This window comes from Shewanella submarina, assembly GCF_042646185.1.
Lineage (GTDB): Bacteria > Pseudomonadota > Gammaproteobacteria > Enterobacterales > Shewanellaceae > Shewanella > Shewanella corallii.
Window position 1 is genome coordinate 169,292 of record NZ_JBHRTD010000017.1, and the last position, 25,785, is coordinate 195,076.

Genomic DNA, 25,785 nt, shown 5'->3' on the forward strand with positions numbered 1-25,785 from the left:
CTAGGCGGCACACCTTGCGTCGCGATTAAAACGCGTCTATCTCGAGCAAAATTCAACCAGGAAAGGTCAACCAGACCCTGGCGGAAATGGAAAAACCGGGCTGATTTGCCCGGTTTTTAGTGTCAGAAAACTAATCCTGAATCGGCAGTGTCTGTTTGACATAATCTCCCGGCGCGTCTGCCAAAACCGGATACTCCTCTGAGCCGACTGTGGGGGCAGGGATGCTCTTTTCAGGACTGTTTTGCTCCAGCCATGACTGCCAGTGAGTCCACCAGGAACCGTCCTGGCGCTCGGCGTCAGATTGCCATTCCTCGGCACTGTCGGGCAGATTGGGATTGAGCCAGTAACCATATTTGTTTTTCGCAGGAGGATTAACTATGCCTGCAATATGGCCTGATTCACCAAGAACAAAGGTTTTGTTACCGCCAAGGTTGAGGGCGCCTCGATAGGTGCCTTGCCACAAGGCAATATGGTCCTCACGGGTGGAGACAAAGTAACTGGGCACGCTTATCTTGCTCAAATCAACGTAAACACCGCCAACCTTCACGCCGCGCTTATCAATCAACTTGTTGTTGAGGTAAAGCTCTCTGAGCAGGAAGTTGTGGGTATTGGCTGCCACATTGGTACTGTCGCTGTTCCAGTAGAGCAGGTCAAAATCCACCGGACTTTGGCCCTTAAGATAGTTGTCTATGTAGTAGTTCCAGTAGAGGCTGTTTTCCCTCAGCAGACTGAAGGTCACGCTCAGGCTGCGCCCGTCCAGATATCCTTTGGCATTATTCTGGGTTTCTATCGCTTTGATTACAGAGTCATTGATATAGGCGCCGACTTCGCCGGGCTGAGAGAAATCCAGCAGCGTGGTGAAAAAGGTGGCGGTTTTAATCCTGGGCTTCATCCGCTTGGCGGCATAGTAAGCCAGTGTCATCGCCAGCACGGTGCCGCCAATGCAATAACCGGCCGCGTTCACCTGAGACTGACCCGTTATCTCTTCCAGCACTTTAACAGCATCAACCACACCCTCAGTGACATAGTCACCAAGCTCCACATTGCGCTGGGCGGCACCCGGGTTACGCCAGGAGATAAGGAACACATTGTGGCCCTGTTCCAGCAGCCAGTTAACCATGGAGTTTTCCGGGCGCAGGTCGAGAATATAGTACTTGTTGATAAAGGGCGGGATCACCAGCAAAGGCGTTGGATTAACCTTTTTGGTCCTGGGTGTGTATTGGATCAGCTCATATAATTCATTGCGATACACTACTTTCCCTGGGGTTTTGGCTATATCTGTCCCCAGCCGGAAGGCATTGTTGTTGGTCATGCGGATTTTCAAGATATCGGCGCTGGCATCTACATCTTCCTGAAGTTGTTGCAGGCCTTTAAGCAGGTTTTCACCGTTCTGCTCCAACGTCATTTTCAGCAGTTCAGGATTGCTCATCACAAAATTGCTGGGGGAGAGGGCATTGAGCATTTGCCGTGAGAAAAAGCTCAGGCGCTCTTTGGTCTTGATATCAAGCCCTTCCATACTGTCTATAGATTGCAGGAAGGTGCTGCAGTAAAGCAGATATGATTGTTTGATAAAGCTGAACCAGGCTTCTTGCTGCCAGGCGGGGTCGGCAAAGCGTTTGTCACCTTTTTCCGGTGCCACTATGTCTGTGTTATCGCCGGCAAGCACCAGACTTTGCCATATTTGCAGTTGCTTCTCCCACCACTGGGTTTGCACCCCAAGCAGGGCTCCGGGCTGTTTGGCTGCTGATTCAAAAAAATTCAGAGTGTCTTCCAGATTAACTTCATGCATGGCGCGGCTAACCGGGGAGTCAACCGGGCCGTTATTGTTATCCCACTGTTGCCACCACTCCTGTTGGCAATGCTGCATGGTTTTAAAGTAATCCGTAAACAGGTGCGAAAACATGCTGAGCCTCCCTTGGTAAAGGCCGCTCCCCGTGAGGAGCGGCAATGTTATTAAGCCGGTGTGGCGGCTTTGATGTTTTCTGTGGTCAGTTGATCCACATCGTCCTTAAAGGTCTTGGCAATATTCTGGATCTTATTGCTGTCATCCATCAGTTGCTGGGACAGTTTGGTCAGTGTCGCCATCTGTTGGCCATTGAAAGCCGCCAGAGAGGTCACATCTTTCACTTCGCTGGCGGCTTTAAACTGAGCCAGTCCCAGTTCGCTGTAGGCTTTCATAGCGTTAACCTGCAGCTCGGTGATCTGCTCTACATGTTTGGCCATCAGGGCGTTGAACTTCTGGTAAGGTGCCAGTGACTTTTCGGCTTGCTCTGAGAACATCTTGAACATATCTGTGTACATGGTTTTTCCTCCGGTGATGAAACTAAGTGGGTTGATAGTATTGGCTATCAGCAATTACGGATCAGGACTGCCGTCCCCATACCGCCGCCGATACACAAAGATGCCACCCCGTACTGACCGCCACGGCGTTTCAGTTCGTGGAGCAGGGTTACCAATATGCGGTTGCCTGATGCACCCAAAGGGTGACCCAGAGCAATGGCTCCGCCATTGACATTGGTTCTTTCCAGCAGAGCTGTGAGATCATCTCCATGTTGCTCGGCCAGCTGCTGTGCAACGCCAAGGGCCTGGGCTGCGAAAGCTTCATTAAGTTCCAGCAGGTCGATATCTGCCAGAGTCAATCCCGCTTTCTCCAGTACCCGGGTCACGGCTGCAACCGGGCCCAGCCCCATGATGCGTGGCTCAATCCCGGTCTGAGCTGTGACCACAATTTCCGCCAGTGGCGTCAGCTTGTGCTGCTGCAGGGCTTTACCTGACACCACCAGGATTGCTGATGCGCCGTCATTCAAACCAGAGGCATTGCCTGCGGTGACACTGCCCTCTTTGGCAAAAGCCGGGCGCAGGCCCGCCAATGCTTCTGCGCTGGCATCGGCTTTGGGATATTCATCCTTCTCGAACAAGCGGGTTTTACGACGCTCGGTGACTTCAACCGGGGTGGTTTCGTCGGCAAATCGGTTGGCTTCGAGAGCCGCAACGGCTCGTTGTTGACTGGTGAGGGCAAAGGCATCCTGACGTTCACGACTGATATCCAGCTCATTGGCAATATTCTCAGCGGTGACACCCATGTGGTATTGATTGAACACATCGGTGAGGCCATCACTGACCAACAGATCTTTCAGTGAGATATCACCCATTTTTTGGCCCTGGCGCAGACTTGCAGGGGCCATAAAGGGAATTTGAGACATGTTCTCTGCACCGGCAGCAACCACAATGTCGGCTTCGCCGGCACGAATATGGGCAACGGCGTCCATTACGGTTTTCATACCACTGCCGCACACCATATTCAGGCTGTAGGCTGGAGTCGTATTGGGGAGCCCGGCAAACAGCGCAGCCTGACGTCCGGGGCCCATGCCCTGCCCGGTGCCGACCACATTTCCCAGGATCACTTCGTCAACGGCTTCGGGCGCTATGCCGGTATCAGCGAGAACCGCTTTGATAACCCTGGCCCCCAGTTGCCCTACAGAGACAGACTTGAGAGAACCGCCAAAACTACCGATAGGGGTGCGCCTGGCCGCGGCAATATAAACTCTTTCCATTTGCTCGAATTCTCCACTCGATTACTGCATGTAAAGGCCGCCGTTTACCGACAGAGTTTCCCCTGTGATATAGGCAGCATCGTCACTGGCGAGGTAAGCCACAGCTTTGGCGATCTCTTCAGGGGTAGCCAAACGCTTCATGGGGACAGTGTCGACAATCGCATCAAGCACATCCTGACGCATGGCCTGAACCATAGGGGTGCCGGTGTAGCCAGGGGCGACAACATTGACAGTGACGCCACTGCGGGCACCTTCGAAGGCGAGGGATTTGCTGAAACCTATCATCCCGGCCTTGGCGGCTGCATAGTTAGCCTGACCGAACTGACCTTTAAGGCCATTAACCGAGGAGATATTAATGATGCGGCCACCGCCTTTTTCGCACATCGCAGCGAAAAGGGGTTGGGTGACGTTAAACAGAGAGTTGAGGTTGGTGTTGATGACATCATTCCACTGGGTGGCGTTCATCTTCTTGAAGCTGGTATCCCGGGTGATACCGGCGTTATTTACCAGTACATCGACTGTGCCGTGGGTTTCCAGCAGCAACGCAAGACGTTCTGCACACTCTATCGAATTGGTGACATCCAGTTCGAACAGTGTGACCTGATCTGAGGTAAATCCCTTTTCATCAAACCACTTTCTGGCACATTCATGATTTCCAGTGAAGTAGGTCGCGATGACTTTAAATCCATCCCGAACCAGCTTTTCTGAAATTGCAGATCCGATACCGCCTTTGGCACCGGTAACAAGCGCGAGCTTTTGCATGGGTGACTCCATTCGTTGACAACAAGCAAAACAATGAGATGTCTGCTGCTGCATTCGGAACCCTCGCACCGGGTACCACACCGAATAACAGTCATCTTTACCGAGATTTAAAACCGTGGCAGAGCATGAACGCACGCCAGCCATTAACTCTAGTCCATGGTTTCAAACGTACTTGCTCAGTTGAATGGATTATTGTGATGATTTTCTGACAAGGGTGATCAAGATCAAAAAAAATTAACAAAATCATCCAAAAGAATGAATTGAAATAATGGGTTACGTAAACGTAATTCTCTATTCTATGGTGAAATTTTGACGTTTACGGAAGCTGTTTCAGCTGCCGGGCGATAGATTCTCCCCAAACTCTGTAGCCCTCTGCATTGGGGTGATAGCCATCTTTTGCCATCCAGTGTTCAGCAACAGGCAGGTCAACCTCCAATAAGTGCCACTTTTTTTGCAAACATAAACTTTTGAGCGTCCGGTGCAGTTTGCTTGCCCTCAGTCCCAGAAACTGATTTAAAGGAGTGGGTAAAGCTGGAAATGCGGCCATATCAGGTACCTGAGTAAAGCAAACATGGGTATCAGGACCTGCGAATCTGGCAACACAGAGCTTAAGTTGCTGCCGCCAGTCTTTATTTGATGTCATTCTCACTGTGTCATTTACTCCCAGAGTCACCAGCAGGATATCAGGATGGATGATAGTGGGAGCCAGCGCGTTGATCTCGGCGACGGTTGCACCATTATGCCCTTGAGCCCAGGCGCAGGCAGCGACTCCATCCCGTTGGAGCGAGTTGATAATATTGGCGGTCAGTCCATCCCGGATATGCCTGACACCCACACCTGTGACAGTGCTTTCACCCAGATGCAGCAAGGACAGCGCATTGTCATCGGTGGCAGGGAAGTGCGGTTCCCCCATGGCTTCAGGTAATCGCACCGTATTGCGGCGTACCTGTTTTCCCTGCCATAAAATCAGCGGTAACAATGGTGCCAGGGCCCACGGCGCTAAACTCCGTTTCAGAAACGACATACCTGTCTCCTGTTGATTGAACTTTGTCCACATTATAGTGTGAGCAGAAGTTTGCCAATTGGTCACGCCCATGATGCCGCCTGAAACACCTGAGTCTATTCGTAATGAGCTTTGTCACCGTTTCCCTGCACTGGCGGAAAGGCTCAGCCGTTGTCCATTAATTCCAATTATCTCACCCAGTCAGGAAGCCCTAATCACTGTGCTGATTCGCGCCGTTGTGGGCCAGATGTTGTCGCAGCAGGCTGCCGCAACAATTTATGGAAGGGTTGCCCGACATATGGAGCTGATTGGTGGCCCGGAGAATCTCTGCCATGAGAGTTTAATTCAGGCTGGATTGTCCCGGAGTAAAGCCAGGACAGTTATTGGTCTGCGCGATAAGTATCTTGAAAACGCGGACTATTTCGAAGCGTGGAGATGTTTGCCTTATGGAGACTTCAGAATTCAGGCGCTCAGTTGCTGGGGGGTAGGGGAGTGGACCGTGTCTGTTATCGCTATTTTTCATCTGGGCCATACCCATGTGTTTCCCCATAAAGATGGCACCGTTATTAGGGTCTGTTAACCTTTCATGGTTGAATTTTGCTCGAGATAGACGCGCTTTAATCGCGACGCAAGGTGTGCCGCCTAGTGGTCTAAGCAAATACCTTGCAACAAAGAGTAAAGCGCGTATAGCCGAGCCCTTCGGGCAGCGTTTGTCGTCGCTTTCTACTGCATTAACGCTCACTTATGTAGAACAACTACACCTCAATCGCGTTGCTTTGTATAAAACAACGACAAAAAGCTGCAAAAACCATCTTCAAAGGTCAACAGACCCTAGAGTACTGAACACTCTGGCGGGCGAAGGTATTGAGATAGACCCCGAGCGAGCCAGTCCGTTTCAGGCGTATCTGGCTCTGTACCTCTGGGCTATGGTCGATGAAGGAATTATCTGATTCGGATGGTATTAGCCGCAGACGGGCGGTGTTATTCTCTGGTCAGCAGGGCCGGTTTAATTGTAGAATGCGCGCCCATTTATCCACTGTCCCGCGGCGTAGTCCGGCTGGGTAACCGAGTATTGGATTTACTATGTCATTCTCATCTCTGGGTCTTTCCCCCTCCATCGTTTCCGCCATTGATGCGCTTGGATACAAGCAGCCCACAGAGATCCAGCAAAAAGCTATTCCAGTGATACTCAGTGGCCGAAATTTATTGGCTGCAGCCCAAACCGGCACAGGTAAAACCGCGGCATTTGCGCTGCCAGTGCTGGAGCAATTAAGCCAGGGGCAAACCCAGCGTAAAAAGCGTATCCGCGCCGTGATTATGGCACCCACCCGCGAGCTGGTGCTGCAGGTGGCTGACTATATCAACTCCTACTGCAAAGATATTGGCCTGAAGGTACTGGCCATGTATGGCGGGACTGATATCCAACCTCAGAAACAGGCGTTGATAGAGGGTGTCGATATTCTGGTGGCAACCCCGGGCCGATTAAAGGATATGTACTATCAGCGAGCCGTACATTTCGATGAGATAGAAGTGCTGGTACTGGATGAAGCGGACCGCATGCTGGATATGGGCTTTATCGAGGTGATCACTGAGCTGGTAGAGCGTATGCCGGAGGAGAGACAAAACCTGCTGTTTTCAGCGACTCTGTCTCCAAGAGTGCGCGCACTGGCGAAAACTACTGTGCCCAATCCGGTTGAAATTGCGATTGCCAAGCCAAGTAAAGAAGCCATCAGTCAATGGCTGGTGACAGTCGATAAAGACACCAAATCCGCCTTGCTCAGCCACCTTATACAAGAGCAGAATTGGCAGCAGTTGCTGATTTTTATCGAAACCAAGCATGGTGCCGCCAAGCTGGTGACTCAGATGGAAAAGCGCGGAATTCATGCGGAAGCATTCCACAGTGGTCGCAGTCAGGCTATTCGTGAACAGATCCTGGCGGACTTTAAGGCGGGCAAGCTAAAGTATCTGGTTGCTACCGGAGTCGCGGCCCGGGGGATTGATATCGATCAGCTGGAGCGGGTGGTGAACTATGACTTGCCATTTCCGCCGGATGAATATATTCACCGTATTGGTCGAACCGGCCGTGCCGGATTCAGCGGTGAGGCTGTGTCTTTACTGTCCAAAGATGACTTTAAAAATTTGTGCATGATTGAAAGTCGTCTGGGGCATTTGATTGAGCGCCGGGTGATTGAAGGATTTGAGCCGAAAAAGCCGGTTCCTGTATCCGTTCTGAATTATCAGCCCAAACATGTCGCTGCAAAGTCTGATGATGATAAAGCTCAGAAGAGAGCCAAGCCGGGCCGAACCCCACGTAAGGCCGCTCGCCGCGATACCGGTGCAGGGGCAACCCCAGGTGATGGTGAGCTGAAACGCCGCAGCTTTGACCGAAAAAATAAAGACCATGCCAGGGACAGACAGGACCGCAAACCAGATAACGCCGGGGTAGTAAAAACTGACAGGCGCAGTCGGGCAAATCCTGACTCATCATCAGGGCTGGATCCCTGGGCGAATGCCAGAAAGGGCAGTAACAGCTGAAATTAAAAAGTCCGGCACCCGCCGGACTTTTTGCTTTCTGAGTATTTGTTTCTGCTTAGAAGGTGTAACGAATACCCACTGCCACTGCATCTTCTCCTGTGGTTTCCGGCATACCTTCCACCTTGTACTTGCTGTCGTCTATCTGGGCCTCAATGTAAGCGAGGATAGTGGGATCCCAGATAAAGGCCGCACCCAGAATAAACTCCTGCTGTTTGGATTCAGTGACCAGAGGTGAACGGGAGCCATCATCTTCCGGATAGGTATAATCTTCATCGGAGATCAGGCCATTGAACAGTGCATAGGTTTGCAGCCCTGAGTCAAACATGTAGGAGATCATGGTTTCGATACCGTAAGCGCTGGGCATCAGATGACCATTAATGTCTGAATCATGGAACTTATTTTTGTTGTAATTGGCTGATACATACCAGCCTACATCGGACACATTGCCCCAGGTAACACTGGCGCCATAGATCTCATCATCGGTATCAATACGCTGGTTTGCTGCCGCGTTGAATCCGGTGAACGAACCTCTGTTGGCACCGGCAGAAATACTTAAATCATCTGTAATCGCATAGGTGATGGATGCACCGTAGGTGTCATCATACTCCAGCGTGCTGTTAACATTATCACTGTCGAATGCAGACACATCTATGGTGTTTTGTTGAAGCTGGGTTTGCAGGGTAAAGCTGAATCGGCCAAAGGAGTTGGAGTATTGGATCGCTTTATCAGCACGACCCGTACCATCAATCCCGCCGCTGCCATCCAAACTGTATGCACCACCTGCAGCGCCTCCCCATACATAGGCGTTATCTGTACCACCCACAACGTTGTACCAGGCAGCCCACTGTTTACCAAATGAGAGACTGCCATATCTGTCGTGTTCCAGACCTATGTAAGCCAGTCGACTGTAGAATACATTGTCATTATTGGCTGAAAACTGGCTGTCTCTGTTATAGACAAGCTCAGTATCGCCAAAGGGTTCAAAACCCCATTCCAGAGTACTGTATGCGTGCCATCCGTGGGTAAGCTGGCGGCTGAAGTTGAAATTAATTCTGGAACTGCCATTGACCAACTGGGTTTCACTGTCGGTGTTGACCGCTCTGACACCTATATAGCCGCCAAGGTTTACGTCAGTCTTACTGTCTTTATAGAGGTCGATTGCTGAAACTGTCGGTGCGGCGAATAGAAGTGCAACCGCGCTAGCAAGAAGTGTTTTGTTCATCATTACCTTTCCTCACGTCATGGTGGTGTACATCACACTGCATCGCTATTTATTACCTGATGGCTTAGACCAGAGCAGATATGCTGCAAATAACGTTGTTCTCCGCCGGCGCTGCGCATGCGCCGTTGGCTAAACGACTATATAAGGTAATACAAATATGGATTGGCTTCAGTAAGTTTGTTGTGAGCTGACGTGTAAGCGAAATCTGTCAGTGCTTCCCTTCACAGAGTGTTAAATCGGGAGGGATCGGCTGAGCGATAAATCGTCAGGATAATATCGGCTCAATATGGATATTTTGGGCGGGGTTATTAATTTAATGAATATAAATCAGGTAATGGTTTGTTACACTTGAATTTGATAACAAATGATACATCTGTTTTGTGTCTGTGGTTATTTTAAATTGATTATTGTGTATCTGCTTTTTTTTAGATTTTTTTAGCGATTTTAACCTTTGTTATCGTGATTTATTCTTGGTTTGGGGTGATTTTGTGCTTCCAGTCTAATAATGAGGTGGGTAATATACTTTTTACTTAAGACAACAGAGATGGATACATTCTGTTTCTTATTTTTGTGTGCTTCATACCGTATTGATTCAGTTCGCTATCAATGTCGTTACCCGTAACACAATCCTGGAACAGCGCCACCTGACTGCACTGTTTACCATGTGTTACAGGGAATAGGCACCAAACCAATTCAACCTGTTGTAAGGTCGTCACTAAATATGAAAACAAGCATAAGACACAGGACGTTAGTGCTGTCCGCAATGCTCATCTGTGCCTCAGTGCCAGCCTTTGCTCAGCAAGCTGATTACCAGAACTTGCTGAATATGTGTAAAGCATGTCATGGGGAAACAGGTGAAAGTCAGTTTAGCTCAATTCCTAGTCTGAAATATCAAAATGCAGATTATTTGAGCACGCAGTTGGCAGCATTTAAGTCTGGCCAAAGACCAGATAAAACTATGAGTAAAGTGGCCGCATTATTATCAGAAAAAGATATGCAGCAAATGGCCAAGTATTTCAGCGAGGGGAAGGGAAAATAATATGGCAATCGATAGACGTGTATTTTTGAAGGGTGCTGTTGCCACGTCAGTAGCATCCATGATGCCAATTAACTGGGTATATGCCGCCAACCGTCCTGAAGGTGTTGCACCATTGGATGTCTCTGCACTGACCTGGAAAAGTGCAGCTGATCTGCCCAGCTACTTTAATATTCTGAACACCAATCCGGTGAATGCTCAGCCTCCAGAGCACATGCTGGATCCGGTGACTACGCCAGCTGATGTGGCTTTTATCCGCTGGAACGGTCAGCTACCTGACTTTGAAAATATCGATCCCAAGAAGTGGACTTTCACCGTAGATGGTGAGTCCTGTAAGACGCCAAAGACTTACTCGATTGATGATCTGAAGAAAAAGTTCAAGACCCATACTCTCAAGCTGACCATTGAGTGTGGTGGTAACAGCCGCAGCGAATTCTTCCCTAACGCCAAAGGTAACCAGTGGACCAATGCTGCCGTATTCTGTGCTGAATGGACTGGTGTACTGGTACGTGACGTGCTGAAAGACTGTGGTGTTAAAGATGATGCTGTGTATACAGGTCACCATGGCGCCGACCTGCACCTGAGTGGTAAAGGTGAGGCGATCTCCCGTGGCGTGCCTATCGACGCAGCACTGAATGATGATGCGCTGATCGCCTGGGCGATGAATGGCGAAGACATTCCATATATGCACGGTTATCCGCTGCGTATCGTGTTTGGTGGTCGTCCGGGTTCTGTATCCCACAAGTCTGCCACAGGTATCAGCATCCGTAACAAGGTCCACGATGGTAAGAAGATGGAATCTCCAGCTTACCGCGTGCCTGAATACCCGGTTGCTCCGGGCGAGAAAGTGCCAAACGAAGACTTTAAGATTATCGAAGAGATGATCGTTAAGTCGCTGATCACCTATCCGGAAACCGGTACCGAGCTGAAAGAGGGCAAGACCCTGACTGTCCGTGGTCATGCCTGGGCTGGTATGCGTGATGTGACCGAGATGGAAGTGAGCTATGACTATGGTGCCACCTGGCGCAAAGCCAAGCTGACCAAGCCGGTAAACAAAACCGCATGGCAGCAGTGGGAGATTGACCTGGATCTGCCAATGGCCGGTTACTATGAAATCTGGGCCCGTGCCACCGATGATCAGGGTGTGACTCAGCCTGTGGTTCAGCCTCAGTGGAACCCTAAAGGTTATCTGTTCAATGGCTGTCACCGCATTGCCGTGAGGGTAGTGTGATGGACAAGGCTGCAAAATGGATATTTGCCGGCCTTGCACTGACGCTGTCAGGCATGGCTGCCGCCAAAGAGTATCCGGTCGACCCCAAATCAGGTTTGATTATGGCGCCGGGTTGGGAGCAGGTGAACTACCAGTGTAATGCCTGTCACACCAGCAGCATCATTCCACAAAACCCTGGCAACCGTAAGGTATGGCGTGAAACTATCCAGTGGATGGTAGACACTCAGGGCCTGTGGGATCTGTCTGATACCTGGGACCCGGTACTGGATTACCTTTCAACCTATTATGGTGAGAAAGAGGTGGATATGAGTAAGTTCCGCCGTATGCCACTGCCTGCTGATCAGCAGCCACCTCTGCCGCAGAGCTAAGGACGGATTGATATGATGAAATTGAAACTGTCTGTGGCTGCACTGGCAGCATTGGCGACCAGTAACCTGGCCACTGCGATGGAACACGATGATTTCAACAAGGCATTGAATAAACTCAATGCTGAAATCCCTGCCGCCGTCATGGAGCATAAGGCGGACATCGCCAAGGGCCAAACCATAGCCCAAAGCCGCTGCGTAGCCTGTCATGGTGAAGGCATGTTGAAGGTAATGAAACTCTATCCATCACTGGATGGCCAAAAAGGCGCTTATCTGGTGAAGCAGTTGGTGGAGTTCAAGACAGGAAAACGGGTAAACCCTATTATGCAGGCCCAGGCAATGGGCTTGACTGATGCGGATATCAAAGACGTTTCTCTGTATTACAGTCAGCAGGCACTTAAGCCATTGAACTGATGATGAAAGCCCGCGATAACGCGGGCTTTTTTATGGCTTGTAATTTTCTCCTGACGATAGGCTTAACCTAAATAATTTCATATAAAACATATGGATACTGTGTTTCTGGGTGTTTATTCCAGACAAAAAGTAAGGGAAATGCCTAACTTTATGATCCAGAAAGACAAATTTTTTTCTATCGAAATTTGACGCCTGATATTTTGCGGTCTAGCTTTGATTTGACCGGTATGCAGTAGAACTGGCTGGAAATTGAGGGTAAGCCAGTGAAATACCACAAAGAAAGGATGCTTTGTTACTCCTGTGTGGCCTGTTGTCACAAGGGGGAAGATCAGGGAGAGATTTTCCATGAAAACCGCTATCCGTTATTTGATAATGTCTGCCATGCTGCTTGGTGCAGTGTCCACCCTGTTAAATGGCTATATTCTGGGCTGCTGGTCCCTGATTTCGCTGGGTATTATCAGTGAAGTCATGTTCAGACTGGGATTAGTCGAGCCTGAGGCATAAGTTGGCATAATCGGACACGCCTGATACTCTGTCTTTAACCTTGGAAAGGACGGAGGAGAACATGGAATTGTTCGCACATTATCTGATGCTGACCATCTTGCTGATTGGCGCATTACTTTTCTATATGTCCGGCTCAGTTTATGGAATGTGGGGGCTGGTTGCTTTGGGAGTGGTACTGGAGCTTACGTTCTGGATTAAGCTGCTGAGAAAGCCTGGTCAGTTGCCATCCAAGTGATCCTATGGGTAACTGCATCACTAACCACCTTCGGGTGGTTTTTTGTTGCCTGTACGCTGAGTATTAAACTGTCTCATCGATATGCTTGGTGGCGAAGGATTGACTGCGCCGACAACAGGGAGCTCTGCGCTCATACCCCTGCCAGTTGCAGGTTTTAACACGCCTGTCTTTACCACTGCGTTTTTCCACACGGTATGCGCCGCCCGCATACACAGTATCTATTACAGCGCCGTTTGCCATACCTGAACCAAGTTTGTTCCGGGGGCTTTTTAATATCCTCGTACATCTGGCAGCCTGCAAGAACCAGTGGTTTTTAGAGGGGGGGAATTTATTCCCATCAGTTCTAGAAAAAGCAAAAACCCCATTAAATCAGCGTGGAAGATCACAGCTTTGTATCCTGCTTTTTAGTGGTTCTGTTTACGGGTCGCCTATGGCTTGGTTGATGGAGCACACAAGAGTGCTTCACGTTTTTCTCTCCACTTTTCACCCCGCTGGTGACTGTTATGAATTCGACGCTGAAAATACCAGGTTGGTTGACCAATCTATCCCTCAATAAACTCCTGTTGTTACCCGTATTGATAACCCTGATGCTGTTTGCCTGTGTGGCTGGCGTGATCACCATGGAGCTGAACAAGGTAGAACAAAACAATGGACTGGTAGACAACACGGCTGCCCGCTCCGAGTTTGCCTCTGAACTGGATCATGACTGGGGAGCTATCCGTATGCTGACCCGGGATATTCTCAGGGCCCAGGTGAAGGATATGCCAGTCATGCTGTCCCGGTTGAATAAACTTGCAGATAAGCTTGAGCAGCAGGCGACAGAGAATCTGATTGATAACCCCAATATGACGGAAGCCAGCCGGGGTGAGCTCAGAAAGGTGATTGAGTTGATACATGACTATGTGGAGACCATGTCTGCCACAGTCAGCTATATCGAGAAATTCGGTCATCGCTGGAGTAATGAAACCCCCTCGCTTTGGTATCCATTGATGCAGATGGAGTCTGAAGTAGCCGCTTATGCTGCTGTTAACACTGACTTAGACCTTAATCTCTGGCGCAGGGAAGCTGCTGAGCTCACCTCCCAATTTGACTGGTACTACTCCAACCTGACCCAGATCTACTTTATGCGTGATGCATCAACTTATGCTGAACTTGAGCGTCGATATCGCAATGCCGGTGAGATCCTGCAAAGGTATATCAGGGTTCCCGCAGTAAAGAGCTTCCACGACAAGGTTTATCTGGAATATGGACAAACCAATGCTGAGTTTCTTCACTTCCACCGCGAGCTTACGCGGTTAGCGAATGAAAGGCAGGAATTGGCGAGCACAATAAGAGGGCATCTGGTCTCTGTTATTGAACGTCATGCAGATGTTCGAGCAGGTTACAACGGAGCGACCGGGGAAAGTATCTCCCAGGTGATTAAGATCCAGTTCGGCGCCTGGTTATTCGCAGCGCTGCTGGCCATTCTCTTCTGTATCTATATCGCCCGCCATTTTGTACATATCTTTGCCGTACTGGGACAGACGCTGGAAGCCATGGCTAATCGCGATTTGAGTCAGGGAACGGGGATTGAGGGACGCAATGCACTGGCGAGGCTTGCTGCCAATGCCGATACCAGCATGGCAGCAATGAAAGCGGTAATGCAGAAGATACTGGACCAAAGCACAGAGGTCTCTTCATCGGCCACTGAACTTGCGACTGTGATGGTACAAAGCAGCGCCAATGCAGAAGAGCAAAATTGCCAGGTGGAGCAGATTGCGACTGCGGTGACCCAGATGTCCATCTCTTCTGAGGTGGTGGCTCAGTCTGCCAGAAGCACTGAGTCGCGGGCTAATGCCGCTCTGGATGCCTGTGGTGAGGGGCGCGCTATCGTTGAGCATAATAACCAAAGGGCTGACAGCCTCACCGCCCAGTTGAACGATACCGCTGCGGTAGTTGAGTTGCTTAAAGAGCGTTGCCACAGCATTGCGGAAGTGGTGACGGTTATCAGCAATATCTCGGACCAAACCAATCTGCTGGCGCTGAATGCAGCCATCGAGGCAGCAAGGGCAGGAAACATGGGGCGTGGTTTTGCTGTGGTTGCCGATGAGGTCAGGGCGCTGGCTGCCAAAACTCAATCTTCTACTGAGCATATCAAGCAAATTATCACTGAATTGCAGCTGCAATCTGATGATGCACAGCACAAAGTAGTTGGCTGCTTGCATCAGGTGGATGAGGTGAGGGATACCTCACGCCAGGCAGTGGAAAAGCTGGTCAACATTCAGGGCTCTGTGACTGATATCAACCAAAGTGCCACCGAAATGTCTGTGGCCGCTGAGCAGCAGTCCAGGGCATCAGAAGAGATCAGTCAGTCCCTGAATGGCATCCGCGAGGCGATTAATCAAAATGTGTGTGGTATTGAGGAGTCCAGTCAGGCTTCCAACTTCCTGTCTGAGCTGGCGGAGCAGCAAAGCGCCATGCTGAAGGAGTTCAGGCTGAACTGATAATATCCCGGCAATAAAAAATCCAGCCCCTGAGACGTCATGAGGCTGGATTTTTACTATCTCAGGCTCGCTTGAAAAGCTTATTTAGCCTGCAACTGAGCCAGAATATTCTGCTCCAAAAAACGCGCAAAATCATGACCGTGTCCCTGCAGCATTTTGGGGAACATGGAGATTGGCGTCATACCCGGGAAGGTGTTGATTTCGTTGAGCAGGATCTCATTATCCTGAGTCAGGAAGAAATCGATACGGGACAGATGGCGCAGTTTCATTCCTTTGAAGGCTTTGATGGCGTAGCTGCGGATCTGCTCTGCAACTTCAGGAGCCAGATCCGGCGCCTGCACATGAGTCACCGCCTGGCTCTTGCTGTCGTATTTCTCTTCAAAGCTGTAGAAGGTATTGCTGGCGCAGACGATCTCACCGGGCAGGGTGGCAATCACTTCACCTTCGTACTCATAAGCTGCGACTTCCAGCTCTCTGGCCACAATGGTTTTTTCCACTATGACATAAGGGCTGAAGCTGAAGGCTTCTGTCAGTACACCGGCAATATCTTCTGCCTTGTCTACCTTGTAGCAGCCTACTGAAGAGCCCTGAGAGGCTGCCTTGATAAACACTGAACCCCACTCTTCGAGGGCGACCTTGGTCTGCGCCTCGGCCAGTTCGCCTGGCTCATCCAGAAACAGGTATGGGGTGTTGGGAATGCCCAGCGCCGAGAACCACATCTTGGCCGTCACCTTGTTAAAACAGTTGACGCTGGCCTCACCGCCGCAACCAAAGTAGGGCAGTTTAATCATATCGAACCAGGACTGAATATCGCCTGTTTCGCCGGGGTAACCGTGAATACAGGGCACCATATAGTCCACCGGCCAGGAAGCTTTACCGGCATCGTCGAATACCACTTGTTTGTCGGCAGTCAGGCGGGCAAAGCTGCCATCTTCCAAGCGATAACGGCCATCTTCCAGCAGTTCCAGCCACAGCACATCAAAGTTGCTCAGGGATTCCAGGTTGGTTTTCACATAGCCTGCTGACATCAAAGAGATGGCGTGTTCACTACCACCGCCACCGCACAGCAAAAGCAAATTGTATTGGGTCATTCGTTCTCCAGCGTGCCCGTACCCTTCAATTGCCGCCAGTTTATGGGGCTTACGGGACGCGGGCAAGTCATGCCTGTTGATATTGTCGCCATGCGACTTTGTTTATTGATCTTTTTGTGTCTGTCTCTGCCGATATCCGCTTATGCCTGCCATAAACGCTGAGCCAGACCTGACGCCCTGGTCGTTCTTTGCATACTGGCATCTTCAAATACCCGTTGGCTGCCCAGACAGGTGAAGTATTGTTTGGCCCGGGTAATGGCTGTGTAGACAAGTTCTTTGGTCAAAAGTTGCCTTTGTGCCGGGCTGGGGCTTGGCGGCAACACCAAAGACACAGAGGCAAACTCACTGCCCTGAGACTTGTGTACCGTCATGGCAAAACAGGTTTCATGACCCGGCAGGCGAGCGGGCAATACTTTGAGGACACTGCCATCGGCCTGAATAAAGTGAGCCATTAAGCGCTTGCTTTCATGGCAGGGCAGAATAATGCCAATATCCCCGTTAAACAGCCCCAGGTTGTAGTCGTTACTTTGAATAATCACGGGCCTGCCGGGGAAGAACTCCTGAGACGGATTGATTAATCCCGCCTGTTTGAGGGCGGCGCTGACATGTGCATTGATCCCTTCCACACCATATTCACCGGCGCGGGTGGCACACAAAATTCGGTAGCTGTTGTATCTGTCGATAATGGACATGGGGTCGAAGTCGGGTCTGTGCATCACTTCCAGATAGTCCCGATACTGCTCACAGGCCAGCTTCAGCAGCTGAGTCAGCCCCTGTTTCTGCGTGCCGTGTTCAATCCAGTGAAGTTCGCTGTATCCCGCCTGCCAGGCTTTCATTATGCCTTGTTTATCGCACTGGTTTACCGCTTTGGCCAGCACGCCAATACCGGCATCACCCTGGAATCTGTGACTTTTACGCAGCATACACAGGTTATTGCCAATACCCGGGTGCGCTGTGCCAAAAGGGGTCATGTCATAGCCGGTCAGCAGGCTTAAGTCGTTGGCAAAAGGCGCTGTGTAACGCATCTGCCAGCCACCATCTAAGGTACGCAGCCCGGCGCAGATATCGGCCAGTACAGCACCGGCTTCCACCGATGCCAGCTGATCCTGATCCCCCAGCAGAATTAATCTGGCATGCTCTGGCAGGGCATCGAGTAATCTGTCCATCATAGGCAGGTCGACCATAGAGGCCTCATCCACGATAAGCAGATCCAGATGCAGTGGGTTGTCTTTATGGTGACGGAACTGATGGGAGCCCGGGATCACCCCAAGCAGCCGGTGCAGTGTAGCCGCCTCTTCAGGAATGCGGTCAATGGCAGTCAGATCCAGCTCATCCGCGACTCCGGCCAGCTCTGCCTTGAGTTTTTGTTTTGACGCCTTGATTGACTCAGTCAAACGAGCCGCAGCTTTACCTGTCGGGGCAACCAGCCGAATCACCATCTGGCCACTGAGGCAAAGTAGCATAAGGAGTTTAGTCACTGTGGTGGTTTTTCCTGTGCCCGGTCCGCCGGTAATAATTGACAGTTTCTGACTGAAGGCTGTGGCGGTAGCCACCTTCTGCCAGTCAATGTCATCACTGTCGTTAGCGGTTGAGAGCCTGGGAAACAGCAGCGACAGGGCGCTAATCACAGAATCATCGGTGCTAAAGCTGGTTTGTGCCATATCCAGCAGACGCCGGGATACCCGCTGCTCAAAGTCATGATAGCGCTTGAGATAGAGGCGTTGGCCGTCAAGGATAAGCGGACAGTTGTCTCCCGGCGCGCCTACAGCGGCAAAGTCAGCAACTGCCTGGGTCAGGCCATTAACATCCAGCTGGACAGAGACGCTGGCCTGCCTTTCCAGAAATGGATTGCTCAGATGGATAGTGTCCAGCGGCAAACAGGCGTGCTGGGCGGACAATTGCTTGCTCAGCAGGGCGCAGATAAGGACAAAAAGCTCCGAGTCTTCTTTATGTATCGCCGCCATTTGCAGGGCAAAGTGGCGGTCGAGCGGGGTCAACAGGCGGGTTTCCTCCAGCTGTTTTAAAAGTGCCGCCATCGGCATGCCGGAGGTCATCATAGGTCAAACTCCAATTGATCATCCTGCTGAGTCTGGGTCTCGCCCTTCAGCAATTTATCCAGTGCCAGGATCAGAGCTTCATCCGGCTTATCGAAATACACGCCTGCACCAGGATGAGCGGCGGACATACCGCGAAGAAACAGGTAGAAACAGCCACCAATATGCTTTTGATAGCTGTAATCGGGCAATTTCAATTCCAGGTACCTGTGCAGCGCCAGGGTATAAAGAATGTACTGCAAATCGTATCTGTGGCTGCTAATGGCACGACTCATATTCACCTGTGAATAGGCATCAAAGTCATCACCCAGATGATTGGATTTATAGTCGGCAATATAGAAGCGTCCCTGATGCTCAAAGGTTAAATCGATAAAGCCTTTGAGCATGCCGCAAAACGCATCGAACTTAAGCTCGCCGCCATAACCGAAGCGGGAAAGCAGTCGTGACAGGGCGATGTCCTGTATCTCTGAATCTTTGTCCTGAGTGCCCAGTGGCAGGTAAAACTCCATCTCCACCAGTTTCTGTTCACTGGATAGTTGAGACAGGGTAAGGCTTTGCTCTGCTGTTAACTGCAGCGGCGAGTGCAACAGATCCAGATACCAGTCGTTAAGCACGGGCTGCCAGACTTCATCTATGCCATATTTGGCCATACAGGTTGGCAGCTGCAGTGGCAAATCGGCTTCGGCGTTGGTGAAGTCAATCTCTTCCAATACCAGATGCATAAAGGAACCGGCATTGGCGCCACGTTCAAAGGTAAAGCGGCTGGCCTCGGGCTCGGCCTGCTCCTCTTCCACCACCACTTCATCGCTGAGGTCTTCGTCACCTGCGCCTGGCGCAGTGTGTTCGTGGGGCAGGTGCCTTACCAGGCCAGAGTAGCTGCCTACACGCCAGGGAGTCCCCAGCCTTGATGCTGGAGTCAGAGGGGCAAATTGCTGCTCTGAGTCAGTGTCTGTCTGGGTCAGAGAGGTTTGGCTTATCTCATCGGCTATCCATTCACTGCTGATGCCATGAACGCTATCAGATCCTGTGAGTCGAAGCACCGCCTGCTCCATCGCCTGAGCATCACAGGACTTGTCGGTAATGCCCAGCAGATAGCCAATGGCCGTGTCCTTCAGGAAGCTGTTTATGCCTGATTTGTTCATACGGCAGTGGTTGGCGACAGAAAGATAACAGCGATACACGGGCCGGGTCAGTGCTACATACAGCAGGCGCAGATCTTCCGCCAGGGTTTCCTGTTTAGCCGCTTCCCAGGCTTCGTATGTGGCATCCAGATCCCAGATCAGTTCTTCGCCTTTGTGGTAAAGCATGGGAGAAGGGCGACGGCTGTTGTCCCGGGCAAGACTGACGAAGGGAATAAAGCAGACCGGGTATTCCAGCCCCTTACTCTTGTGAATGGTGACAATTTGCACCAGATTCTGCTCGCTGGCCAAACGCAGTTGCTGCTCTTCGCCATTGGCCGATTGCGCCATCGCCTGTTCGAACCAATTGACCAGAGCACTCTGTCCATCCAGTTCGGCGGATTGCTGTTGCAGCAGTTCGGCCAGATGTCTGAAATCGGTCAGGCGACGTTCGGCATTCGCTTGTGTGGCAAGTCGCTCAAGCAGCTGATATTTATCCGCCAACATCAGCAGTGCCGGCATAATACCTCGCCGGGCCCAGTGCTCATGCAGCTGCATAAACTGGTCTAGCACTTCACTTCTCAGCGTTTCAGACTGATTAAACTCGTGGATACGGCGGCCATCGAAACCAAGCAGGCGACAGGCCAGGGCAGAGCGAATCGCTCTTTCATCCCTGGGCGTTGCCAGAGCGCGCAAAATCAGCAGCATCTCTCTGGCTTCATCGGTATGAAGCACACTGTCGCGGCTGAGGAATACTGCGCCAATATGGCGTGTCTGCAGGGCGTTTTGCATCACTGCTGCTTCGTTTCTGTCACGAACCAGTACGGCGATATCTTTGGCTTTCAGCGGTCGGTCTTTTTCCGGCTTGTCATTGTTGGCAACCAGGCATTGACCTTCCTGAGCGGCGTTCAGCAGCCTTGAGATCTCTTCGGCGGCATCGGCTGCCAGCCACTTTCTGGCGTTGGTTTTATTCAGGCCTTTTTCACTGTGCTCGGCCAGCATTCGGATTTTCAGTGCCCGGCCATCAGAATTTGGCTCACGCAGCAGCTTGTTGCCTTGGTCGGCAGCGGCCACAGATTCAAAAGGGATAGCCTCGCTGATAAAGGGATCGTCACTCAGGCTGAATACTGAGTTAACTGCATCGACCATGGCGTGGGCTGAGCGGTAGTTGGTACCCAGGTTATAGTGATGATCTGTTTCTTTTCTGGCACCGATATAGGTGAAGATATCCGCGCCCCGGAAGGCATAAATCGCCTGCTTGGGATCGCCAATCATCAGCAGGGTGTTGGATTGACCCTGCCCCTGAGCTTGCCCCTGAACCTGAATGTCTGTGCCTGGTTTAGGTGTGTTGGTATCTGTATCCGTATCTGCAGCTGGCTCACAGGCAGGATAGATGCCAGAAAAGATGGCGTATTGCAGAGGGTCCGTATCCTGAAATTCGTCAATCAGCGCCACAGGGAAACGTTTGGCGATACTGACTTTGAGCTGAGCGGCCACTTGCTCCATGGCATCCGCATCGACGCCCGAGCTAAAGCCTATCGCCCGCGCGAGGGTGAGCAGCAGATCGTCCGGGCTCATCAGGTTGCGTTCGGCTTTTAGCTCATGAAAGCGGGAGTCCACCAAAGCGCGGGCTTCATAAAGGAATGCCGGCAGCATATTGTTAATGGCTTCTGCCAGGGACTCAATTTGTGCCAGTACCGGGGCCTCTTCGGCGGTTGGTATCACGCCGCCTTTTTTCAGCTTAAGTCCGGATAGTGACAGACTGGTCATTAGTTTGGGATCAGGCAGGCCTGAGTAAAACTTTACCCAGTTGTCCATCTCATCCAGCATTCTGGCAAGCTTGGGGTAGCCATCGGCTTGCTTGCCATAGCTGGTGCCGTTCAGTGGCAGGCTGTGCAGCAGTTTCTCAACCTGCTCCCGCTCTCTGGGCCAGGCCAGTTTCAGGCGACTGATTTGAGTAGTCAGTTGCTCCTGCAATTTACTGAAGTTCTGAGGCTGCTTGCTGGCTTTTGCCTGACTGGCACCCAGCAAAGGTCGCAGCTGTCTGCCAAGATCGTCGGGAGTACTGAATTTAGCGGCGATTGCTGCAGCGAGCGCCTCCGGCAACTGGTAACAGGTGTAACGCCAGAAATCCCTGACACTTTGGGCCAGATACTGGCTGTCATCCAGAGTGAATTCTGACTCAAACAGGAGTGCCGATTCAAAGGCCATATCCGCCAGAATACGTTGGCAAAAACCGTGAATGGTGAAGATAGCCGCTTCATCCAGCGACTTGAGTGCCAGATCCAGACGTCTGAGGGCGATATGTCGCTGCTCAGGATCGCAGTCATCAAACAGCTGATTGATAAAGGGATCATCCACCGGCAGGCCAAGGAACCTTTGATAGCAAAGCTTAATTCGGCGACGAATTCTGTCTCTGAGTTCCTCAGTGGCGGCATTGGTAAAGGTTACCACCAGGATCTGCTCACAGGTCAGGGGATTAATGCCGCCATGACCCAGCAACAAACGCAAATAGAGACCAGAAATCGTGTAGGTTTTACCTGTTCCCGCACTGGCTTCAATCAAGCGTCTGTCGCACAGGGGAAGAGTCAGTGGGTTTAAAGACTGAACGCTGGTAGCTGTCATCACTGACCTCCTTCAACAAAATTGGCCAGCTCTGAGAGCTTGTCGGTGTGGTGCAGGCTGATAAGGGGCTTAAGAATCGTCATCGCCAGTGGTGCAAAGTCGGTTTGAGTGCTGCCGGTAAAGTCTTGCGGGAACTGGAACAGCCTGGCGTTGTAGGGATCCGCGCCATCGCCGAAGCCATTGTCATCAACCCAGACATTCTCCAGCGACAGAATTGCCCCTGGCAGATCTTGCTCTTCCTGCTGATACAGCTCCTCAATCAAGGCCCATGAGGTTTTGGCCATAAAGGGCAGGGGTTTGGCCTGTCCTTTGAAAAACAGATCGCACAATTGCTGCAGCAGGCCTTTGGCCTTGTCAGCATCAATGGCGGCGAATGCATGGAAATGCCCCATATCCAGCAGATATGACGCTTTATTGTGGCCCATAGCATTGAGGCACAGGTGTCTTAAGAACACTCTCAATAGATCTTTGGGTTTGGCCGTTCCCGGACGGAAATTAATCAGCCCTTTGGGATAAACTTCATCGATGCGGCCAATCAGGCTCAGGGTTTGCTCTCCGTTTTGACCAGTGTGTTGCAACTGGATATCGATATCCAGGGGCGAGGGCTCAGGCACGGGCTTTTCATGCTCATAACCTCGCATATAGCGGGTGCGGCCCACTACTGAGGCGATATCTCTGCGGTACTGAGACAGCAGCAGGCTATCAAAAGGTGCCATAGGCAGATGACCATCGGCCCGAACCCTGTCGATAAGGATGTCGCTGATTTCACCTGTATCTGACTTGAGTGCATCCTCAATCATCCACAGCTGGAGCTGATAGCGCTCAAGGTTATTGAGCTCAAACGGCTCATCATCTTCAGAAGCTTCCAGCTCAAGGCTGAGATCCACTTTCAACGTCCGCTGGCAGAAATACTGTGCCGGGCTGCGATAGAAGCGGATAAGCGCCTGCAGCTCAAGTTCACTGGCTGGCAGCTCGTCGAGGCCTACGCCTTCTGCGTTGCTTAACGGCTGGCAGACAAAGACGGTATGACCTGGCTCTGCTGTGGTGACCACTGGGCACCACTGCGGCGCAAAGCTGCGGGGCAGGTTATCGCCTTTATCGCTGTAAAGGCGCCCATCAAAGGGTTGCAAAGGCAGATGTACCAGCAGTTGCTCAAGCAGGGCATCTGCGGCGTCATTTCCCGCTTTGGCCAATTCGCCAGGTCCGGAACTTTCATCGACCTTATTGTCAGGCTGGAAAGCGTCGGTGCGGTAACAGAGCTGGCAATATTCGACTAACTCAGAGACCAACATAGAAGGGATACGCTCGCTGTTATCCCGCTCACTGTGGCCTATGTAGCTGATATACAGCTGGCTTCGTGCTGACAACAGGGCTTCCAGGAACAGGTATCTGTCGTCCATTCGACGGGAGCGGTCGCCTTTACGGGCACCATGGTGGGCCATCAGGTCAAAGCCAACCGGATATTGGACTCTGGGATAGACACCATCGTTCATCCCAAGCAGGCAGACCAGCTGAAAGGGGATGGAGCGCATTGGCATCAGGGTACAGAAGTTGACGCTGCCGGCCAGATATCGCTGACCCACACGACTTTCCGTGAGGGCCGAATTAAACCACTGATTAATGACGCGCAGTGACACGGGCGCATTAAAGCCGGACTGGGCAACTTCATTGCCGAATTTATCTATGGCAGCACGGATTTCATTCAGATCATCCCGGACCTTGTCCTCCTGAGGCTGGGCAAGGTAAAAGGTATCCAGCAGCTCGACCAATTGCGTGGTGCGTGACAGTGCATCTGCATCCTGGCACAGCGCCTCACGGGCGCTGTCCAGCGCTTCGATAAAGTTAAGCAGCTTACCCAGTGACTGAGCCGCCTGACCTTCAATGCCGGGCAGAGGCAGATCGCCATGATACAGGGCCTCTTCATCCCCCAGTGCATAGCCGAGGATCATGCGGCGAATACCAAAGGCCCATGAGTGTTTATCGAAGGCGGGAAGTCCCTGCTGCTCACTGGCTTGCTGATTACGGCCCCAGCGTACACCGGCATTATTGAGCCACAGCTTAAGCTGCTCAAGCTCATCATCGGCAATATTGAATCTGGCCATTACTGCCGGAACTTCCAGCACAGACAACACCTCAGACAGGCCAAAGCGACTCTTGTCCAGGCCCAGCAGATTAAGGAAGCTGGAGATTAACGGCGACTCCTGAGCGGCACCGCGGTCGGCAATGGCGTAGGGGATATAGTGATCCCCATGTTTGGCGGAAAACACGGCATCGATATAAGGGGCATAGGCTGCAACATCCGGCAGCATCACCACTATGTCACGAGGGTGCAGATCAGGATTGAGCTTAAGCATGTGCAGCAGGTGGTCGTGCAGGGTTTCCACTTCCCGAAGTGGGCTGTGACAGCTGCGCAGGGCAATGGAGTTATCATCCGGGCTCAATATGCGGCGTTTATGCAGATTCAGATAAGAGGAGGCATCCGGTCCCAGAGTTTCCCCAAGGGTTTCCATCTCCAGTATGTCCGACTGCACCCCTTTGAGCAGGGAACTGTAGTCCGGCTCCTGATAAAATTCATGGAGCTCAAGATTGTCAGGCTCCAGCTCAAGCACCAGGTCCAGCATTTCGCGGCCCATCTTGCCATTATTGGCCAGCAGTGGGTTGCCCACCTCAAGGCTGGACTCCCACAGCTCAGGCAGCTGTTTTTTCTCGTTGTAGACCAGTGACATTCTGGCTCTGGCTTTGGGATCGACAATATCGCCCCAGTAGTGACGGCAGGGACTGAGACTCAGCATAAAGACGTCCATTCGCCCGGCCAGTGCATGCAGTACATCCAGGGTTTGTGGCGCCATGGAGCTGATACCGAACACAAAAAGCCTTGGCGGTAGTCCCTTCAGGCTATGATCGGGGTCCTCCAGGGCATCGATCAATGCCTGGTGCAGATTGGCCCTGTGGTAATGACTCTGCCCCAACGCCTGATTGTTATAGTTGACCAGTTCACGCCACAGCTCCGGCTGCCAGCTTTGTTCGGGGCTCAGCTCTATCGGCTGTTCATTGGCTTCCCACCCCAGGATCCAATCGGGTCGATAGACCAGGTATTGGTCGAAAATATCGGCGATTCTGGCCGCCAGTTGGAACAACTTAAGCTCATCAGCTTGCTGCTCTGCCGCTTCTCCCTTTGGCTTTTTTTCTTCAGCGGCAGCTAAATAGTGGCGCAGAGGCGCGAAGTTCTCTCTGTCGGTCAGGCCGGGCAAAATCGCCATCAGCTTCCAGGTCATGGCCGCCTTGGTAAAGGGGTTTTCTTCGGGGACGCCTTCAAGGAGCCAATAACAGAGCTTCCAGATAAAACTGGAGGGCAGGGGAAACTCCTGCGCGGCTGCAATGCCATTATGTTTGGCGATCTCCAGTCGAAGCCAGGTAGACATCCCCGGGCTTTGTACCAGAATTTGGTCCTGAGTGAGCAGGGAGGCACCACTGGGAATAGTCAGCAATTGTGCCAGTTTTTCTGACAGCAGTTCCATTTGGTTGGACTGGATATGATGCAGCATGAAAGGCG

Annotated in this window: 20 protein-coding genes; 9 read left to right on the plus strand and 11 right to left on the minus strand. The window is 51.5% G+C overall.

All coding sequences use genetic code 11. The features are described 5' to 3' along the window. Positions 1-130: 130 nt before the first annotated feature. The 5 genes from phaC to ACFOE0_RS14635 form a co-directional block, all read right to left on the minus strand. Complete coding sequence (gene phaC / locus ACFOE0_RS14615; RefSeq protein ID WP_248937162.1) at positions 131-1,903, minus strand: class I poly(R)-hydroxyalkanoic acid synthase; 1,773 nt, start codon at positions 1,901-1,903, stop codon at positions 131-133. A 50-nt stretch (positions 1,904-1,953) separates the two neighbouring features. Next, positions 1,954-2,301, minus strand: a complete 348-nt coding sequence (locus ACFOE0_RS14620; protein WP_248937163.1) for a phasin family protein — start codon at positions 2,299-2,301, stop codon at positions 1,954-1,956. A 47-nt stretch (positions 2,302-2,348) separates the two neighbouring features. Further along, complete coding sequence (locus ACFOE0_RS14625; RefSeq protein ID WP_248937164.1) at positions 2,349-3,554, minus strand: acetyl-CoA C-acetyltransferase; 1,206 nt, start codon at positions 3,552-3,554, stop codon at positions 2,349-2,351. A 21-nt stretch (positions 3,555-3,575) separates the two neighbouring features. Beyond that, entirely contained in the window at positions 3,576-4,316 is a 741-nt protein-coding gene (locus ACFOE0_RS14630) for an SDR family oxidoreductase (protein ID WP_248937165.1), read from the minus strand. A 316-nt stretch (positions 4,317-4,632) separates the two neighbouring features. Continuing rightward, on the minus strand, positions 4,633-5,340 hold the full coding sequence (locus tag ACFOE0_RS14635; protein ID WP_248937166.1) for an SGNH/GDSL hydrolase family protein: 708 nt from the start codon (positions 5,338-5,340) through the stop codon (positions 4,633-4,635). A 70-nt stretch (positions 5,341-5,410) separates the two neighbouring features. On the opposite strand from ACFOE0_RS14635, the gene ACFOE0_RS14640 reads away from it, so the two are divergent. After that, positions 5,411-5,899 carry a hypothetical protein gene (locus tag ACFOE0_RS14640; protein ID WP_248937167.1) on the plus strand — a complete coding sequence of 163 codons (489 nt, stop codon included), beginning with the start codon at positions 5,411-5,413 and terminating at the stop codon, positions 5,897-5,899. A 503-nt stretch (positions 5,900-6,402) separates the two neighbouring features. Next, complete coding sequence (locus tag ACFOE0_RS14645) at positions 6,403-7,854, plus strand: DEAD/DEAH box helicase (RefSeq protein ID WP_248937168.1); 1,452 nt, start codon at positions 6,403-6,405, stop codon at positions 7,852-7,854. Between the two features lie 55 nt (positions 7,855-7,909). Here the strand turns inward: ACFOE0_RS14645 and ACFOE0_RS14650 are convergent, their stop codons facing one another. Beyond that, positions 7,910-9,079, minus strand: coding sequence for a porin (locus ACFOE0_RS14650; RefSeq protein WP_248937169.1), 1,170 nt, complete (start codon positions 9,077-9,079; stop codon positions 7,910-7,912). A 760-nt stretch (positions 9,080-9,839) separates the two neighbouring features. On the opposite strand from ACFOE0_RS14650, the gene ACFOE0_RS14655 reads away from it, so the two are divergent. The 6 genes from ACFOE0_RS14655 to ACFOE0_RS14680 all read left to right on the plus strand — a co-directional run bounded on the left by ACFOE0_RS14655 (position 9,840) and on the right by ACFOE0_RS14680 (position 12,861). Continuing rightward, complete coding sequence (locus ACFOE0_RS14655) at positions 9,840-10,115, plus strand: c-type cytochrome (protein ID WP_248937257.1); 276 nt, start codon at positions 9,840-9,842, stop codon at positions 10,113-10,115. Position 10,116: 1 nt separating this feature from the next. Continuing rightward, positions 10,117-11,343 (plus strand): sulfite oxidase, encoded by a 1,227-nt coding sequence (locus tag ACFOE0_RS14660; protein ID WP_248937170.1) that lies wholly within the window; start codon positions 10,117-10,119, stop codon positions 11,341-11,343. Then, on the plus strand, positions 11,343-11,711 hold the full coding sequence (locus ACFOE0_RS14665) for a cytochrome C (protein ID WP_115137790.1): 369 nt from the start codon (positions 11,343-11,345) through the stop codon (positions 11,709-11,711). Before ACFOE0_RS14660 ends, ACFOE0_RS14665 begins: the two co-directional genes overlap by 1 nt. 12 nt (positions 11,712-11,723) lie before the next feature. After that, positions 11,724-12,122 (plus strand): c-type cytochrome, encoded by a 399-nt coding sequence (locus ACFOE0_RS14670; RefSeq protein ID WP_248937171.1) that lies wholly within the window; start codon positions 11,724-11,726, stop codon positions 12,120-12,122. A gap of 345 nt (positions 12,123-12,467) precedes the next feature. Next, positions 12,468-12,626, plus strand: a complete 159-nt coding sequence (locus tag ACFOE0_RS14675) for a hypothetical protein (RefSeq protein ID WP_248937172.1) — start codon at positions 12,468-12,470, stop codon at positions 12,624-12,626. Between the two features lie 61 nt (positions 12,627-12,687). Next, entirely contained in the window at positions 12,688-12,861 is a 174-nt protein-coding gene (locus ACFOE0_RS14680; RefSeq protein ID WP_248937173.1) for a hypothetical protein, read from the plus strand. A gap of 63 nt (positions 12,862-12,924) precedes the next feature. On the opposite strand, the gene ACFOE0_RS14685 is transcribed toward ACFOE0_RS14680, so the two are convergent. Further along, the gene (locus ACFOE0_RS14685) at positions 12,925-13,101 is read right to left on the minus strand and encodes a hypothetical protein (protein WP_248937174.1); all 177 of its coding nucleotides are present in this window, start codon (positions 13,099-13,101) and stop codon (positions 12,925-12,927) included. Between the two features lie 263 nt (positions 13,102-13,364). Between ACFOE0_RS14685 and ACFOE0_RS14690 the strand changes: the two genes are divergently transcribed. Further along, positions 13,365-15,344 carry a methyl-accepting chemotaxis protein gene (locus ACFOE0_RS14690; RefSeq protein ID WP_248937175.1) on the plus strand — a complete coding sequence of 660 codons (1,980 nt, stop codon included), beginning with the start codon at positions 13,365-13,367 and terminating at the stop codon, positions 15,342-15,344. Between the two features lie 80 nt (positions 15,345-15,424). Here the strand turns inward: ACFOE0_RS14690 and ACFOE0_RS14695 are convergent, their stop codons facing one another. The 4 genes from ACFOE0_RS14695 to recC all read right to left on the minus strand — a co-directional run bounded on the left by ACFOE0_RS14695 (position 15,425) and on the right by recC (position 25,777). Beyond that, complete coding sequence (locus ACFOE0_RS14695; RefSeq protein ID WP_248937176.1) at positions 15,425-16,435, minus strand: D-alanine--D-alanine ligase; 1,011 nt, start codon at positions 16,433-16,435, stop codon at positions 15,425-15,427. Positions 16,436-16,575: 140 nt separating this feature from the next. After that, positions 16,576-18,492, minus strand: coding sequence for an exodeoxyribonuclease V subunit alpha (recD, locus tag ACFOE0_RS14700; RefSeq protein ID WP_248937177.1), 1,917 nt, complete (start codon positions 18,490-18,492; stop codon positions 16,576-16,578). After that, the gene (gene recB / locus ACFOE0_RS14705; RefSeq protein ID WP_248937178.1) at positions 18,489-22,232 is read right to left on the minus strand and encodes an exodeoxyribonuclease V subunit beta; all 3,744 of its coding nucleotides are present in this window, start codon (positions 22,230-22,232) and stop codon (positions 18,489-18,491) included. The genes recD and recB overlap by 4 nt, the downstream gene beginning before the upstream one ends. After that, positions 22,232-25,777: an exodeoxyribonuclease V subunit gamma gene (recC, locus tag ACFOE0_RS14710; protein WP_248937179.1), complete on the minus strand. Its 3,546-nt coding sequence runs from the start codon at positions 25,775-25,777 to the stop codon at positions 22,232-22,234. Before recC ends, recB begins: the two co-directional genes overlap by 1 nt. Positions 25,778-25,785: the final 8 nt, after the last annotated feature.

Coding starts and splice junctions, on each gene's coding strand:
- phaC (WP_248937162.1), bottom strand. CDS start 1,903: ATGTTTTCGCACCTGTTTACGGATTACTTTAAAACCATGCAGCATTGC.
- ACFOE0_RS14620 (WP_248937163.1), bottom strand. CDS start 2,301: ATGTACACAGATATGTTCAAGATGTTCTCAGAGCAAGCCGAAAAGTCA.
- ACFOE0_RS14625 (WP_248937164.1), bottom strand. CDS start 3,554: ATGGAAAGAGTTTATATTGCCGCGGCCAGGCGCACCCCTATCGGTAGT.
- ACFOE0_RS14630 (WP_248937165.1), bottom strand. CDS start 4,316: ATGCAAAAGCTCGCGCTTGTTACCGGTGCCAAAGGCGGTATCGGATCT.
- ACFOE0_RS14635 (WP_248937166.1), bottom strand. CDS start 5,340: ATGTCGTTTCTGAAACGGAGTTTAGCGCCGTGGGCCCTGGCACCATTG.
- ACFOE0_RS14640 (WP_248937167.1), top strand. CDS start 5,411: ATGATGCCGCCTGAAACACCTGAGTCTATTCGTAATGAGCTTTGTCAC.
- ACFOE0_RS14645 (WP_248937168.1), top strand. CDS start 6,403: ATGTCATTCTCATCTCTGGGTCTTTCCCCCTCCATCGTTTCCGCCATT.
- ACFOE0_RS14650 (WP_248937169.1), bottom strand. CDS start 9,079: ATGATGAACAAAACACTTCTTGCTAGCGCGGTTGCACTTCTATTCGCC.
- ACFOE0_RS14655 (WP_248937257.1), top strand. CDS start 9,840: ATGCTCATCTGTGCCTCAGTGCCAGCCTTTGCTCAGCAAGCTGATTAC.
- ACFOE0_RS14660 (WP_248937170.1), top strand. CDS start 10,117: ATGGCAATCGATAGACGTGTATTTTTGAAGGGTGCTGTTGCCACGTCA.
- ACFOE0_RS14665 (WP_115137790.1), top strand. CDS start 11,343: ATGGACAAGGCTGCAAAATGGATATTTGCCGGCCTTGCACTGACGCTG.
- ACFOE0_RS14670 (WP_248937171.1), top strand. CDS start 11,724: ATGATGAAATTGAAACTGTCTGTGGCTGCACTGGCAGCATTGGCGACC.
- ACFOE0_RS14675 (WP_248937172.1), top strand. CDS start 12,468: ATGAAAACCGCTATCCGTTATTTGATAATGTCTGCCATGCTGCTTGGT.
- ACFOE0_RS14680 (WP_248937173.1), top strand. CDS start 12,688: ATGGAATTGTTCGCACATTATCTGATGCTGACCATCTTGCTGATTGGC.
- ACFOE0_RS14685 (WP_248937174.1), bottom strand. CDS start 13,101: ATGGCAAACGGCGCTGTAATAGATACTGTGTATGCGGGCGGCGCATAC.
- ACFOE0_RS14690 (WP_248937175.1), top strand. CDS start 13,365: ATGAATTCGACGCTGAAAATACCAGGTTGGTTGACCAATCTATCCCTC.
- ACFOE0_RS14695 (WP_248937176.1), bottom strand. CDS start 16,435: ATGACCCAATACAATTTGCTTTTGCTGTGCGGTGGCGGTGGTAGTGAA.
- recD (WP_248937177.1), bottom strand. CDS start 18,492: ATGATGACCTCCGGCATGCCGATGGCGGCACTTTTAAAACAGCTGGAG.
- recB (WP_248937178.1), bottom strand. CDS start 22,232: ATGACAGCTACCAGCGTTCAGTCTTTAAACCCACTGACTCTTCCCCTG.
- recC (WP_248937179.1), bottom strand. CDS start 25,777: ATGCTGCATCATATCCAGTCCAACCAAATGGAACTGCTGTCAGAAAAA.